General features: G+C 57.1%; 12 protein-coding genes. All 12 read right to left on the bottom strand.

What is annotated here, in order from left to right; genetic code table 11:
• Nucleotides 1–467: 467 nt before the first annotated feature.
• Nucleotides 468–1,394 carry a formate dehydrogenase subunit gamma gene (locus MJ923_RS12035; protein WP_420854484.1) on the bottom strand — a complete coding sequence of 309 codons (927 nt, stop codon included), beginning with the start codon at nucleotides 1,392–1,394 and terminating at the stop codon, nucleotides 468–470.
• Between the two features lie 87 nt (nucleotides 1,395–1,481).
• The gene (gene fdh3B, locus MJ923_RS12030; protein WP_126168806.1) at nucleotides 1,482–2,051 is read right to left on the bottom strand and encodes a formate dehydrogenase FDH3 subunit beta; all 570 of its coding nucleotides are present in this window, start codon (nucleotides 2,049–2,051) and stop codon (nucleotides 1,482–1,484) included.
• Between the two features lie 27 nt (nucleotides 2,052–2,078).
• Nucleotides 2,079–4,952 (bottom strand): formate dehydrogenase subunit alpha, encoded by a 2,874-nt coding sequence (locus MJ923_RS12025; protein WP_240591305.1) that lies wholly within the window; start codon nucleotides 4,950–4,952, stop codon nucleotides 2,079–2,081.
• 12 nt (nucleotides 4,953–4,964) lie between these two features.
• On the bottom strand, nucleotides 4,965–5,159 hold the full coding sequence (locus MJ923_RS12020) for a formate dehydrogenase (protein WP_126168808.1): 195 nt from the start codon (nucleotides 5,157–5,159) through the stop codon (nucleotides 4,965–4,967).
• 682 nt (nucleotides 5,160–5,841) lie between these two features.
• Nucleotides 5,842–6,858: a formate dehydrogenase subunit gamma gene (locus tag MJ923_RS12015; protein ID WP_240591304.1), complete on the bottom strand. Its 1,017-nt coding sequence runs from the start codon at nucleotides 6,856–6,858 to the stop codon at nucleotides 5,842–5,844.
• A gap of 62 nt (nucleotides 6,859–6,920) precedes the next feature.
• Nucleotides 6,921–7,517 carry a formate dehydrogenase FDH3 subunit beta gene (gene fdh3B / locus MJ923_RS12010; protein WP_240591303.1) on the bottom strand — a complete coding sequence of 199 codons (597 nt, stop codon included), beginning with the start codon at nucleotides 7,515–7,517 and terminating at the stop codon, nucleotides 6,921–6,923.
• Between the two features lie 27 nt (nucleotides 7,518–7,544).
• Complete coding sequence (locus MJ923_RS12005; RefSeq protein ID WP_240591302.1) at nucleotides 7,545–10,394, bottom strand: formate dehydrogenase subunit alpha; 2,850 nt, start codon at nucleotides 10,392–10,394, stop codon at nucleotides 7,545–7,547.
• A gap of 35 nt (nucleotides 10,395–10,429) precedes the next feature.
• Nucleotides 10,430–10,627 carry a formate dehydrogenase gene (locus MJ923_RS12000; protein ID WP_240591301.1) on the bottom strand — a complete coding sequence of 66 codons (198 nt, stop codon included), beginning with the start codon at nucleotides 10,625–10,627 and terminating at the stop codon, nucleotides 10,430–10,432.
• Nucleotides 10,628–10,707: 80 nt separating this feature from the next.
• Nucleotides 10,708–11,373, bottom strand: coding sequence for a TorD/DmsD family molecular chaperone (locus tag MJ923_RS11995; RefSeq protein ID WP_240591300.1), 666 nt, complete (start codon nucleotides 11,371–11,373; stop codon nucleotides 10,708–10,710).
• Nucleotides 11,374–11,383: 10 nt separating this feature from the next.
• Nucleotides 11,384–13,054 (bottom strand): 4Fe-4S dicluster domain-containing protein, encoded by a 1,671-nt coding sequence (locus MJ923_RS11990; RefSeq protein ID WP_240591299.1) that lies wholly within the window; start codon nucleotides 13,052–13,054, stop codon nucleotides 11,384–11,386.
• Nucleotides 13,055–13,203: 149 nt separating this feature from the next.
• A complete protein-coding gene (locus tag MJ923_RS11985; RefSeq protein ID WP_240591298.1) occupies nucleotides 13,204–13,788 on the bottom strand; it encodes a DUF3306 domain-containing protein in 585 nt (194 codons plus the stop codon).
• Nucleotides 13,788–14,246: a DUF3305 domain-containing protein gene (locus MJ923_RS11980; RefSeq protein WP_126168815.1), complete on the bottom strand. Its 459-nt coding sequence runs from the start codon at nucleotides 14,244–14,246 to the stop codon at nucleotides 13,788–13,790. The genes MJ923_RS11985 and MJ923_RS11980 overlap by 1 nt, the downstream gene beginning before the upstream one ends.
• Nucleotides 14,247–14,491: the final 245 nt, after the last annotated feature.

Genomic DNA, 14,491 nt, shown 5'->3' with positions numbered 1-14,491 from the left:
GGTAACGAAAAGGTGTAGTGAGGCATGACCTTTCTCGAATATCCTACCATTCACGACATAGGAACTCCTGTCCGAAAGATACCGTAACAGATTCCGTCGAATCAAAGATGAGCGCCTGAACCAGCGGCAATTTTCGACAAAAGCTTGAGGGGGCTTTCACCAACGGCTAGGCGGCAGAGGAGATCCAGGAAGGACTTGAGAAAAAGATGGGAAGCACAATTCTTCTCTTGCAGCTTAGCTAAATCAACTCAAAGCGGCGAAAGCTAAAATTTCCACTCCAATGCTGTCAAGTAACCAAAAGCCCCGCAATCGCGGGGCTTTTCAGTTTCAAAGGTGAAGGGCGAAGTACTTACTCCTGATATTTGAGAGTGCCATTCTCTTTGATTTCATCAAACCACAAATTGTGGTGCCTGGCTTGGCTTAAGAGGCCCAGGAACCGGGCCTCTCAGCACCACGTAAGCCAAAGATTACTCTTTGTACTTAAGGGTGCCATTCTCTTTGATTTCATCAAACCACAAGTTGTGGTGCTGGGTAGCCCAGTTCTCATCACAGTAACCCGACACCATACACTCCATACCGCCCTCAGACATGACTGTGGCCATGAAGATATGCACCACGGAGAAGGCACAGATGATGATGGCGCTGATGCCGTGCAGAATAAGGGCAATCAGGCTTAAGGTACGACTTGGCTCGAACAGGTTGGGGAACAGCAGCAACATACCGGATGCCGAGATCACCAGCCCGAACAGGGCGAAGGTCCAGAACCACATTTTTTCACCGGCGTTGGCAAAGCCTGCGTCGGGGTGCTGGTTCTTGAAGGGGCCAAAGTTGATATAGCCGCCCATCACCATAAACCACTTCACATCGTACATTTTCGGCAGCTGGTTTTTGGCCCACATCAGGGTCATCAGCGCCCAGCCAATCATGAAGGGGATGGCCATGACGTCGTGCACCTGCTTGGCACCGTACACCATGGCGGCCCACACGCCTTCACCCACATATGGCTGGAAGAAGAAGCGCCCCGCCAGCAGGATAAGCCCGGTGATGATAAGCAGCAGACAGGGAATGGCACCCAGCCAGTGAATGCTCACATCGAGCTTTGACCAGCGATACACCAGCTTGCCCGAAAACCCATGGTGCAGCTTGGAGATGCCGTTGACCATGATAAACAGGGCAAATACCAGGATCATGCCAAACAGTGCCGCCATCAGCCCAGGTGCCAACAACACACTGCGCAGCTCCAGCACCCGCAAGTCGTAGGTGTTGATCGGCTGGTTGTGGAACTCACTGGTGGAGGTGGTGTAGCCGGTGGCACCGTCTTTAAGCTGAGCCCACATTTGTGGGTCCGCTGCCGGTACTGTGTCGGCGGCATGACCAAGGCTTATGCCCATCATGAGCACCACAGCCGCGGCCAGGATTTTGAACCAATTGTTCATAGATAACCTCGCTCGGGGGCAGCTATGCCGCCCCCTTTGGCTGTGTTACTTCCAGGCACCGTTCTCGGCGCCACGATAGGCAACGCGCTCACGGTAGATGCTGGAAACGATTTCCGCATCACCGGCCAGCAGCGCCTTGGTGGAGCAGAGCTCGGCACACATGGGCAGCTTGCCTTCGGCGATACGGTTGGCGCCGTATTTCTCGCGCTCGGCCTCGGAGAAGTTCTCCTCCGGGCCACCGGCACAGAAGGTGCACTTGTCCATTTTGCCGCGGCTGCCAAAGGCACCCTTTTTCGGGAACTGGGGCGCGCCAAACGGACAGGCATACAGACAGTAGCCACAGCCGATGCAGGTGTCCTTGTCGTGCAGCACTATGCCTTCTTCGGTCTTGTAGAAGCAGTTGGCCGGACACACCGCCATGCAGGGGGCGTCGGAGCAATGCATGCAAGCTACCGAGATAGACGCTTCACCGGGCTCACCGTCTTTGATGGTGACCACTCGGCGGCGCTGAATACCCCACTCGAGGGCGGAGTCGTTTTCGTTTTTACAGGCGGTGACGCAGCCGTTGCACTCGATGCAGCGCTTGGTGTCACACAAAAATTTCATTGTAGCCATAATGACTTATCTCCTCGATTACCGCGCTTAGGCCTTAGCTATCTGACACAGGGACACCTTGGTCTCCTGCATCTGGGTTACAGGGTCGTAACCGTAGGTCAGCGCGGTGTTGGCAGACTCACCCACCACGTAGGGCTTGGTGCTTATGCCACCGGATTCGGGGTATTGCAGGTCTTCGCCATGCATCACACCGGCAAAGTGGTAAGGCATAAAGGTCACGCCCGGGTTCACCCTTGGGGTCACCATGGCCTTGATGCGAATACGTCCACCCTCGGCGCCTTCCAGCCACACGGTATCGCCGTTGCGAATACCACGGTCGGCGGCATCGGCTGGGTTGATTTCAACAAACATCTCTTGTTGCAGCTCAGCCAGCCATGGGTTGGAGCGGGACTCTTCACCACCACCTTCGTATTCCACCAGACGACCTGAGGTCATGATCAGCGGATACTTCTTGTCGAGGTTGTCGGCCACTACCTTGTCCTGAATGGTCTTGAACAGGGTTGGCAGACGGTGCACCTGCATGTCGTCGTGGGTTGGGTACTTGGCAATCAGATCGCGACGCGCGGTGTACAGTGGCTCACGGTGAGTCGGGATCTCATCCGGGAAGGTCCACACGCGGCAGCGGGCCTTGGCGTTACCGTAAGGCACCATGTTGTGGGCCAGGGCCACACGTACAATGCCGCCGCCAAGGTCGGTCGACCAGGTACGGCCTTCGGCGAGTTTCTTCTCGTCTTCGGTCAGTTCATCCCACCAGCCAAGCTGCTTGAGCATGTCGGCGGAAAACTCTGGGTAGCCGTCCTGAATGTCGGCATCCCTGGAGAAAGAGCCATCGGCCAGCAGGCTTTCGCCCTGATATTCCACCCCGAAACGGGCACGGAAGTTACCACCACCCTGATTCACGTTCATGCCGGTGCGGTAGAGGATTTGGGTGCCTGGATGCTTCTGCTCTGGCAGACCCCAACATGGCCATGGCAGACCATAGGTTTCGCCCTTGTTGACGCCACCGACAGCCTCGAGAGTTTCGTTGGAGAAGTCGCCCCAGTTCATGGTGTGGGCCTTGATACGCTCTGGCGACCAACCTGTGTAACCGATGGAGCGCATACCGCGGGCATACTCGCGCATCACGCTTTCGGGCACGGGGCGGTTGTTCTTCACCTCGATGTTTTTGGTCCAGACATCGGCAATGCCAACGTGTTTGGCCAGCAGGTACATGATTTCCATGTCGCGCTTGGAGTCGAACATAGGCTCAACCACTTGCTGACGCCACTGGGCGCTGCGACCTGAGTTGTTTACCGAGCCTTCACCTTCGAACACTGTGGCCGCAGGCAGCAAGTACACGCCATCAGTGCGGCGGTGCAGTACACCGGCAATGGTTGGGTAAGGGTCAACCACAACCACGGTTTCCAGCTTATCCAGCGCGTCACGCACTTCCATCTGACGGGTTTCGGTGTTCACCGACTGCCCCCAGAAGAAGGCCAGACGCAGGTTGTCTTTCTGAGCCAGCTTGGCCTTGTCCTCCAGCACACCATCGTGCCAACGCGAGCAGGGAATACCCGGGGTGGTCATAGGGTCGCGGCCGAGGTACTGCTTGGCATCGAAGCGGGCTTTCACCTGATCGAACGGCAGATCCCATACGCGGGACCAGTGCTGCCAGGCACCTGTGGTTACGCCGTAGTAACCGGGCAGGTTGTCGAACAGCAGGCCCATGTCGGTGGCGCCCTGCACGTTGTCGTGGCCACGGAAAATGTTGGTACCGCCGCCCTGAATCCCCATGTTGCCGAGGATCAGCTGCAGAATGGAGTAAATACGGGTGTTGGCGTTACCCACTGTGTGCTGGGTACCACCCATACACCAAATAACAGTGCCGGGCTTATGCTCTGCCATGTGCTTGGCGGCCTTGTACACGGCTTCTTTGGAAACGCCGGTGACGTTTTCCACTTCATCCGGGGTCCAGCGCTTCACTTCTTCACGGATTTTCTCGATGCCGAACACGCGCTGGCGGATAAACTCTTTATCTTCCCAGCCGTTTTCGAAGATGTGCCACATCAGGCCGTAAACCAGCGGAATGTCGGTGCCGGGGCGCAGTGGCAGGTGCACATGGGCGTGGGCCGCAGTGCGCGAGAAACGTGGGTCAGCCACGGTAATGGTGGCGCCACGCTCTTTGGCGGTAAGGATATGCTGCATCGCCACCGGGTGCGCCTCGGCAGGGTTGGCACCAATCAGGAAGATATTTTTGGCGTTGCGAATATCGTTGAATGAGTTGGTTTGCGCACCATAGCCCCAGGTGTTGGCCACACCGGCTACGGTGGTAGAGTGACAAATACGGGCCGAGTGGTCGACGTTGTTGGTACCCCACATGGCGGCCAGTTTGCGGTACATGTAAGCCGCTTCGTTGGAGAACTTGGCGCTGCCCATGAAGTACACCGAGTCAGAACCGGATTCTTCGCGGATTTTCAGCATCTTGTCGCCGATTTCGCTGACAGCTTGTTCCCAGCTCAGCTTCTTCCACTTACCGCCTTCAAGCTTCATTGGGTATTTCACCCGCTTGTCAGAATGGGTGTGGTAACGCAGCGCAGCGCCCTTGGCACAGTGGCCACCGGCGTTGAATGGGTGGTCGAAGGCGGGTTCATGGCCGGTCCAGACACCATTTTGTACTTCGGCATACAGACCGCAGCCCACGGCACAGGCGCTACACACGGTACGCTTAATTTCGATAGGCGCATTGTGGGGCACAGAAACGGTTTTGGCTTCGGCACGGCGGATCATGCCAGTACCCAGCATAGAGGCGGCGGCGATACCACCGGTAGCAATACCGGCCGTTTTCATAAATTGACGGCGGCTCATGCCCAGTGGCTTGGCCTCGGCCTTGGCGGCGACGTCAGATTTGCGGGTCAGTTTCATCACTGTCTCCTTTTACTCGCCGCGTAAGCTGGCGTAATAACGGCGGATATGATCAGTCTCGCGATAGCCCTGATCGGCTGTTTCAGCATGCTCAACGGGCTTGGCGACTGCTGTGCCCGTGGCTGCCACCGCCACACCGGCAACGCTGCCCACGGCCATGGCCTTGAGAAACGCCCTGCGCTCTGCGCTGGAAGGGGTTGCTTTCATACTTGCTCCTGAGTTGGTTAGCCCGGCTAACCGACCTTTGTTAACAAAAAGCACGACTATTGTTATTAAACCCATTTTTATTAATGGGTTAGCTGAATTTCGCCGCCACTGTAGCCGCGCGCGGGCGCACAGGAATTGATCTGGCGCAGTGTTCGCGCCGCCTGCTGCGGCTCACGGGTTGGATTTGTTAACAAGTGCAAAAAACCGCACGAAATGCGAAGCTGTAACCCTTTGATACAACAAAGATAAATAGTTAAATTTGTGACGTTTTTGTGCAATTGAGACATGAGAGGACACAGCGCAAATAACGCCGGCAACCGTTGCAGAACGGCGGCCTTGCGATGTGAGATGTGCAAATACAGGCGCTGAGAAAAAGGCATAAAAAAGCCCAGTCAACACTGGGCTTTTTCATTTGAAGGACTCGATCAGTCCTTGTATTTCAGGCTGCCATTAACCTTGATTTCGCTGGATTTTGTAAGAAAGCCAGAGGTTATGGTGCCGACTGTGCAAAAAGGCCCAGTCAAACCGGGCCTTTTAAGCAAGGGACTAAACATCAGTCCTTGTATTTCAGGCTGCCATTGGCCTTGATTTCGCTGGATTTTGTAAGAAAGCCAGAGGTTGTGGTGCCGATTGTGCAAAAAGGCCCAGTCAAAACTGGACCTTTTCAGCACGGGACTAAACGTCAGTCCTTGTATTTCAGGCTGCCATTGGCCTTGATTTCATCGTACCAGAGGTTGTGGTGCTGGATAGCCCAGTTCTCATCACAGTAACCGGACTTCATACACTCCATACCACCTTCACTGAGCACAGTCGCCATCCAGATATGGACTATGGTGAAGGCAATAATGATGATGGCACTGATGGCGTGGATCAGCAGGGCGGCCATTGAAGCTTCCCGTGGCAGATCCAGACCTGGCAACACCAGCATCACCCCGGTCACGCTGATAAACAGACCGAAAATGGTCAGGGTCCAGAACCACATCTTCTCACCGGCATTGGCAAAGCCACTGTCGGGGTGCTTACCCTTGAAGGGACCGAAGTTGATGTAGCCACCCACCAGCAGGAACCACTTAAGGTCGTAGAGCTTGAAGGTTTGCAGCGGCATCCACTTCACCACGCACAGGGCCCAGGCCAGAATGAACACAGGCCCGGCAAAGTCGTGAATGGTTTTGCTGCCGTAGATCAGCGATGCCCACAGGCCCGCCCCTACGTATGGCTCAAGCACATGGCGACCGAGCATGATGGTCAAACCGGTGAAGATCAGCAGCATACAGGCAATGGCCATCACCCAGTGGATCCACAGATCCGCCTTGCTCCAACGGGCCACCAGCTTGCCCGAGAAGCCGTGGTGCAGCTTCGAGGGACCGTTGACCAGATAGAACAGCAGGAAGGCACCGAATACACCCACCACGGCAAAGCCCATGACAGGGGTCAGGTACTGGTTGCGGACTTCTTTGCCCTGATTACCGGCCACGTTAATCAGCACGCCGGCTTCGACGCCCTGGGCCGTGGTGTAACCGGATTCACCGGCCTTCACCGCGCGCCACAGATCGGCATCGCTGGTCTTGGCGGCTTGCTGCTGGCTGGATTGCTCATCGGCAGCCCAGGCTCCAGAAACGGAACCCAGCGCCAGTGCAATCGCCAACAAGGCCACAGACCAGATCTGCTGCAACGACTTGTTGAACGCTTTGGATAACATTTTCACTCCTTTAGCGGCGACGAACTCAGGCGCTAAGCCGATTTCGCCGCCACAGCTTGGCCTCAGTTAATCTCACCGGTCTGGGGGTTGTAGCCCCAGACAACGTTGGGATTGCCACGGGCGGCCATGCGCTCACGGTAGATGTTGGATACCACTTCAGCATCACCGGCGAGCAGGGCCTTGGTGGCACACAGCTCGGCGCACATGGGCAGCTTGCCCTCGGCGATACGGTTGGCACCGTACTTCTGACGCTCGGCCTCGGAGAAGTTCTCCTCTGGACCACCGGCGCAGAAGGTGCACTTATCCATCTTGCCGCGACTGCCAAAGGCGGTCTTTTTCGGGAACTGCGGGGCACCGAAAGGACAGGCGTAGAAGCAGTAGCCACAACCGATACAGGTATCTTTGTCGTGCAGCACTATGCCGTCTTCGGTCTTGTAGAAGCAGTTCGCCGGGCACACCGCCATACAGGGGGCGTCGGTACAGTGCATACAGGCAACCGAGATTGAGGCCTCGCCGGGTTCACCGTCTTTGATGGTGACTACACGGCGACGCTGGATACCCCACTCGAGGGCGGAGTCGTTTTCGTTCTTACAGGCGGTGACACAACCGTTACACTCGATGCAGCGCTTGGTGTCACACAGAAATTTCATGACTGCCATAATGGCTTTCTCCTCATCAAGTTACGGTCAGGCTTTGGTGATTTGACACAGGCTGGACTTGGTTTCCTGCATCTGAGTCACAGGGTCATAACCATAGGTCAGCACTGTGTTGGCAGATTCACCCTGTACGTAAGGCACTGTGCCTTCAGGATAATTCTTAACCAGACTCTCACCTTCAAAGATGCCCGCAAAGTGATATGGCATGAAACATTCACCGGCAATCACCCTTGGGGTCACCATGGCTTTAACTGTGATCACGGCGCCTTCAGGGCCATGTACTTTCACGTCGTCACCATCGCGGATCCCGCGGTCAGCAGCATCGGCAGGGTTAATTTCAATGAACATTTCCTGCTGCAGTTCTGCCAGCCATGGGTTGGAGCGGGTTTCTTCACCACCACCTTCGTATTCCACCAGACGGCCGGAGGTCAGTGCCAGTGGGAAGTCCTTGGCGAAGTCCTTCTCCTGGATTGACTTGTACAGGGTTGGCAGACGGTGAACCATGCGGTCATCGTAAGTGGGGTACTTGGCCACCAGGTCGCGACGCGGGGTGTACAGCGGCTCGCGGTGCAGTGGGATATCGTCAGGGAAGTTCCACACAATACAACGGGCCTTGGCATTACCGTAAGGAATACAGCCGTGCTTGATGGCAACGCGCTGGATACCGCCGGATACGTCGGTCTTCCAGTTCTTGCCTTCGGCATGCTTCTTCTCTTCTTCGGTCAGGTCGTCCCACCAGCCGAGCTGCTTGAGCATGTCGGCGGTAAACTCGGGGTAACCGTCCTGAATTTCTGCGCCCTTGGAGTAGGTGCCTTCGGCCAGGATATTGTTGCCTTCGTGCTCCACACCGAAGCGGGCACGGAAGTTACCACCACCGAAACGCACTTCGCGGTCGGTACGGTAGAGGATTTGGGTGCCGGGGTGTTTCATCTCGGCAGTGCCCCAACATGGCCATGGCAGACCGTAGGTTTCACCCTTGGCTGGGCCGCCGGGTGCTTCGAGGCTGTTCACATCGAAGGTGCCCCAGTTTTGCTGGTGCATCTTGATACGCTCAGGGCTCTGACCTGTGTAACCAATGGTCCACATGCCGCGGTTGAATTCGCGGGTCACATCTTCCACCAGCGGCTCGTCGCCGTTGACCTGAATGTGCTTACAGAATTCTTTTTCAACGCCCCACTTCTTGGCCAGCTTGTACATGATCACGTGGTCAGGCAGGGATTCAAACAGTGGCTCGATAACCCGATCACGCCACTGCAGCGAGCGGTTAGAGGCAGTGACAGAACCGTAAGTCTCGAACTGGGTCGCGGCAGGCAGCAGGTACACGCCGTCGGTGCGCTGGTGCATTACACCGGCCATGGTTGGGAAGGGGTCAACCACCACCACATTGTCCATCTTGTTCAGTGCTTCACGCACTTCACGGCCACGGGTTTCGGTGTTAACCGACTGACCCCAGAAGAAGGCCAGACGAATGTTGTCTTTCTGTGCAATCTTGGTCTTGTCTTCCAGCACGCCGTCGTGCCAGCGAGAACAAGGAATACCGGGCGTGGTCTGTGGCTTCTTGCCCATGTACTCGCCCTGGTCGAAACGACCGGCAACCCAGGCAGGGTCCAGATCCCACACGTTGCTCCAGTGGCCCCAGGCACCGGAAGTCAGGCCGTAGTAGCCAGGCAGGTTGTCGAACAGCAGACCGAAGTCGGTGGCGCCCTGCACGTTATCGTGACCACGGAAGATGTTGGTACCACCACCGGACACGCCCATGTTGCCCAGCGCCAGCTGCAGAATGCAGTAAGCACGGGTGTTGGCGTTACCTACGTGGTGCTGGGTACCACCCATACACCAAACGATGGTGCCAGGCTTGTGCTCGGCCATCATCTTGGCCACGCGGTACATCTGTGCCTTGGGCACGCCCACCACGTGTTCCACTTCTTCCGGCGTCCAGCGCTTCACTTCGTCCTGAATACGTTCCATGCCGTACACACGTGACTTGATGAAGGCTTCATCGTGCCAGCCGTTTTCGAAGATATGCCACAGCAGACCGTAGATGAAGGGGATGTCGGTACCGGGACGGATATGCACGTACTCGTCAGACTTGGCTGCAGTACGGGTGAAACGTGGGTCAACCACAATGATCTTGGCGCCGCGCTCTTTACCTGTGAGCACGTGCTGCATGGCAACTGGGTGCGCTTCGGTTGGGTTGGAGCCGATAAACAGCATGCACTTGGAGTTGCGCATGTCGTTGAAGGAGTTGGTTTGCGCACCATAGCCCCAGGTGTTGGCCACACCGGCTACAGTGGTAGAGTGACAAATACGGGCAGAGTGGTCGACGTTGTTGGTGCCCCACATGGCTGCCAGTTTGCGGTACAGGTAAGACTGTTCGTTGGAGAACTTGGCCGAGCCCATGAAGTACACGGAATCGGGGCCTGACTCTTCGCGGATTTTCAGCATTTTATCGCCGATTTCGTTGATAGCCTGATCCCAGCTCAGTTTCTTCCACTTACCGCCTTCAAGTTTCATTGGGTACTTGAGACGCTTTTCACCGTGGCCGTGTTCACGCAGAGAGGCACCCTTGGCACAGTGGCCGCCCTGGTTGAATGGGTGGTCGAAGGCTGGCTCCTGACCGGTCCAAACGCCGTTTTGTACTTCGGCATAGATACCGCAGCCAACGGAGCAGTGAGAACAAATGGTGCGCTTCACTTCGGTAGGCGCATCGTGTGGCACGTCTTTGGCCTCGGCGCGGCGCATCATGCCGGTACCCAGCATGGAAGCAGCGGCGATACCACCGGTAGCAAAACCGGCAGACTTGAGGAACTGACGGCGATTCATGCCGAGGCGGGGCTTTTCAGCCTGACGGGCCTCGGTGGAGGTGCGGGTCAATCGCATCTTAATCTCCTTGGTTTAAGTTAATGCCCGGCTGCTCAGTTGCGCAGGGTGGCGTAGTAATTGCGGATATGTTCTGTCTCGCGGTACTTATCGCTTTGCTCTTCTGACGCGGCCTCGGTTGGGGCTGCAGCAGTGGCACTACCGGCTACAGTGGCTGCGGCAACCGCACCACCGCCGATGGCAAGCGCCTTAAGCAGTTCACGACGACTCATTTCGGAAGCTGGCTTCTTCATGTTGTCTCCTTGTTGTTATCGGATCCGGCCTGAGCCGGCTGTTTGGTTGGCGGCCGAAGCCGCCTGTTTACTGTTACCCCTCAGTGAACCTCAACGGCTTCCTGACTGGCTGGGGCAATATCGGCCGAGCCCGGGCAATTCACCGGAATGTCCAGACTCAGTTGTTCAAACTCATTGGCTTCCACGGCAAAGAAGGCCTTGGCAAGCTGAGCCACTGTGCCGTAAAACGCGGCACTGGGCGCCTTGGCCACGGCGTCACAGAAGCGCTCTATCCAGCTGCCGATATGGCGCTGGTAGAAGGCCAGCTGGCGATAGCCCGGCGCTTCGAGGATGAGCACGCCCATCACTTCGCACAGTGCGGCCACGTGATCTTCCGGCTCCTTGACGTTTTCTTCGCGCTCAAAGCCCATTTGGGCCAGATCCTGACGCAGGAGCGCCAGCGGCGTGTCCATCAGCGAACCTGTCATAAACCAGCTGCCGTAGGGCAGGATTTCGCCGCAACCGACGCCGAGGAACAGGGTGAAATACTCGTCTTCCAGCTGCTCGGGGCTGAACTGGCCGGCGGCCAGCTTCAGTGCAGCCCAGGCGCGGGTCATGTCGTTGTCTTCATCCACGTCCACTTCCAGCGCCTGCAAAAAGGCCAGCAGCTCGGCAGAAGGCGCGCGGCGCAGCAAGGCCGCCAACAACTGGTAGATATCGGCCCGGAACTGATCGTTTTCTGATACTTGTCGAATGGCTTGGGTCATAGCGCGTCTCTTACCTCAGTTGCTTTTCCGGATCTTGAAGAATGTCTTCAAACATGTCTTTCACACGGCAGTCGCCACACATCTTGAGTCGTTCGATGTTGGCAGCAAATGCCGAGTGCATGCCGACCATATCCAGCATCCGGTGCACCATGGATTGGGTCGCAAAGGGCGCGCCGCAGCGCACACATTCGAATGGTTTTTCTTCCTTGAGCACCCTGGCGGCCTTACGGCTTTCGGGGTCGAAGTTCACCTGAGCACTGAGGCTGATGACCTTCTCGGGGCAGGCGGCTTCACAGAGGCCACACTGCACACAGTTTTGCTCGGTAAACAGCAGCTTGGGCTCATCGCCGCCGTCGGTCAGTGCTGCTGTGGGGCAAATGGCCACACAGGACATACACAAGGTGCAGTTGGCCTCAGCCACTTTCACCTGACCAAAGGGCACATTGCCCATGGGTACAACCGTGGTCACGCCAGCGGCCTGGGCATTGAGATGATCGATGGCGGCGTACAGGGTTTCGCGCTTGGTGGTGGCGCCAAAGGCCGCAGGCACTATCACCGGCCAATCGAGGCTGATATCGAGTGCTGGCGTCAGCGCGGCCAATTCAGCTTCATCAATCAGGCGTACCCGAGCAGGCTGACCCATCTCGGTAAGAATGCGGCAAGCCAGCTCGATTTCGCCCTTGAGCATGGAAGTGAGAGTAGGCGCCGTGGCCTGGGTGTTGAGCACCAGCACTTCGCGGGCGCCCCAGGCAAGCGCGGCCAACCAGTGGTCCATCGAGGCCACGGTGATTTCTTCCAGCGCCACCGGCAACACTTCACCGGGCAGCTCATCGTTAATCAGCGCCTGGCCCTGGTTTTGATCGTGGAACAGCATGACCGGAGCTTCCTGGGCCTCTTCGCGGAAGCGGCTCACCAGCTTGCCAATGAAGCTGTGCAGCGCTTGAGGATTGGGCAGGTCGTAGCTGATGGCGCCGGTTGGGCAGGCGTTGGTACAGCTACCGGCGCCATGGCACAGGTAAGGGTCAATCTCAATTTTCTTTTCCACGCTCTGAATGGCATCGGCGGGACAGAAATTGAGGCAACGGGTACAGCCGCTGAGGCCGTTGCGGTTGTGGGCGCACAGGTCGGCGTTCACCTTCACGTAGCGGGGCTTGTCGAACTGCCCTACCAGATCAGGGATTTGCTCAAGCGCCTGTTCAAGCTTGGCGCCATCCTGACCCACATGGAAATAACCGGGTGGCAGCATTTCGAGGTTGATGGCAGGCTCGATGGACAGGTCCAATACCACGTCGAAATGGGGGCGACGAATGGCCACAGTGGACAGCGCGGCCTGGGTACCATTTTGCTCTACGGTCACCTGAAACTGACCGAGGAAGCCCTTGATGGACACCAGTTTGTTGTAGAAGCTTTCGACCTCGGGGGCAGCGGCCATCACCTGCTCCAGATGGGTTTCATCCTGGCTGGTGATATCGTCGGTGGCCAGGATCACCCGGCTCGCCATGGCGGACAAACGCCCGGCCGCGAGCCTGGCAATGTCTTCGGCGCCGACAATCAAAACATGCCCCTCGGTGGAATAGCTCACCGTTGGGGGAATCAAGTTCCCGAGAATGCGGGTTTGTGCAAGAACCTGACGGCGTATTTCACTGTGCCCGGCTCTGTGTGTTGTTTGACTAATGCTCACGTTGCGTTCCTGAACAGTTCTTTGGCTGTTTCTGTACGTAAGAGCCGCCGTTTTTTTGTTTGTTTTGCGCTACTTGGCGCCGGCTGACCAGCTTAAATACAGCAATTCACATACCAGATTTGTGGACATTAAACTCGGCTAAACTAACCCTAAACGACAGGGCCCTGAGGTTCGTCTCCTTGTGCTTGGCCATTTTGGGACACCTCGTCGGCGACCTCAGGCAAATTGTCCTCCGTGGTGGCTGCCAGGGCGCTCGCCTCTGCTTCCACCTCTTCGGTAGCGGATTCAACGACATGGCGGAACACCTTCTTGGCCAGCTCCATCGAAGCATCGACGCTCAGTTTGGGCTGGTTGGAATAGTCGAGGGCGTACTCAATCAAGCCATCTATGTGGTTGTACTGTGGTTGTTTCCACAGCGCGCGCAGCGCTGCGGTGCGGGTTAAGGGGTCGACATCGTTGGACATAAAGCGGGCAAAACTGCCGCCCACTTCGATATTTTCCGGATCGGGCAAGGGCTCGGCGGCAAGTTCGGCTTCTTCGGCGCCATCAACGGCAGGCTGCTGGGCATCAATAGCGGTTTCTGCGCTGGCCTCTGCGGCCACGGTATCGGCACTATCAGGCGATGACGGCTCTGCCGCCGACGTCAGCTCGACGTCTTCAGCAGCTTGCTCGGCAGCAACCGCTTCGCGGCGCGCCTGCCAACGACTCAGGAAACCCTGGGAGGTATCGCTCATCAGGGCCTCCGTGCGTTCGCTTCGGCCAGCTCCTTGCGGCGGTTAACGTGCTTGCGGCGATGGGCGCTGATTTCCACCTCGCCATGGCGGGTGATAAAGGCCTCAATCCAGCAAGCCACGGCTTCGGGCATGGGCATATTGAGCACCGGGGTATCGCCTTCCAGGCATCCGGCGGCCACATTCTGATCGGCACTGATGGCCATGGGCACCCAAGCGCCATCTTCCAGCTCATCGCAGACGACGTAGAGCATGGGATTGTCCATGTCCAGATTCAGGCGATAGCTGGCGCGCTCATCCAGATACAGCTCAAGCAGCACCAGGGTTGCGCCTTCGATCGGGCCCTGACTGGCAGGCACCACCTGATCCAGTTCCCAACTGGTTGAAGCCCAACGCCCCACCTGTTTTTGTACTTTCCTGAGCGACACATACATGGGCCAAACGCTTTGAGTGTGTTGCATCTTCTCTCATCCTCTTGGGATTACGACCGGGAGCGGCACTGCCCCGGCCAGGTCTCTACACCCAGACTGCAAGAAGGGTGCCAGCCGCAGGGCCGGAGAAGTTTGAACTGGATCATCAAAACCCTGCTGATTATAGGACAATTTGTCCCACCTGCTTTTACGGGTGGGACAGAACGCCCACCAGCGAGTGCAAAAGCTCGGAAAAGCCCCGGTCGGGATCACACTTTCGTCGCCGGGTACGATAC

The organism is Shewanella zhuhaiensis, assembly GCF_022484835.1.
Taxonomy (GTDB): Bacteria; Pseudomonadota; Gammaproteobacteria; order Enterobacterales; family Shewanellaceae; genus Shewanella; species Shewanella khirikhana.
The sequence above is the reverse complement of the archived record's forward strand: the minus strand, read 5'-3'. Positions and strand labels throughout refer to the sequence as shown.

What these genes read in the sequence shown, in the direction of transcription:
- MJ923_RS12035 (WP_420854484.1), bottom strand. Translation starts at nt 1,394, where the DNA reads ATGATGGGCATAAGCCTTGGTCATGCCGCCGACACAGTACCGGCAGCG.
- fdh3B (WP_126168806.1), bottom strand. Translation starts at nt 2,051, where the DNA reads ATGGCTACAATGAAATTTTTGTGTGACACCAAGCGCTGCATCGAGTGC.
- MJ923_RS12025 (WP_240591305.1), bottom strand. Translation starts at nt 4,952, where the DNA reads ATGAAACTGACCCGCAAATCTGACGTCGCCGCCAAGGCCGAGGCCAAG.
- MJ923_RS12020 (WP_126168808.1), bottom strand. Translation starts at nt 5,159, where the DNA reads ATGAAAGCAACCCCTTCCAGCGCAGAGCGCAGGGCGTTTCTCAAGGCC.
- MJ923_RS12015 (WP_240591304.1), bottom strand. Translation starts at nt 6,858, where the DNA reads ATGTTATCCAAAGCGTTCAACAAGTCGTTGCAGCAGATCTGGTCTGTG.
- fdh3B (WP_240591303.1), bottom strand. Translation starts at nt 7,517, where the DNA reads ATGGCAGTCATGAAATTTCTGTGTGACACCAAGCGCTGCATCGAGTGT.
- MJ923_RS12005 (WP_240591302.1), bottom strand. Translation starts at nt 10,394, where the DNA reads ATGCGATTGACCCGCACCTCCACCGAGGCCCGTCAGGCTGAAAAGCCC.
- MJ923_RS12000 (WP_240591301.1), bottom strand. Translation starts at nt 10,627, where the DNA reads ATGAAGAAGCCAGCTTCCGAAATGAGTCGTCGTGAACTGCTTAAGGCG.
- MJ923_RS11995 (WP_240591300.1), bottom strand. Translation starts at nt 11,373, where the DNA reads ATGACCCAAGCCATTCGACAAGTATCAGAAAACGATCAGTTCCGGGCC.
- MJ923_RS11985 (WP_240591298.1), bottom strand. Translation starts at nt 13,788, where the DNA reads ATGAGCGATACCTCCCAGGGTTTCCTGAGTCGTTGGCAGGCGCGCCGC.
- MJ923_RS11980 (WP_126168815.1), bottom strand. Translation starts at nt 14,246, where the DNA reads ATGCAACACACTCAAAGCGTTTGGCCCATGTATGTGTCGCTCAGGAAA.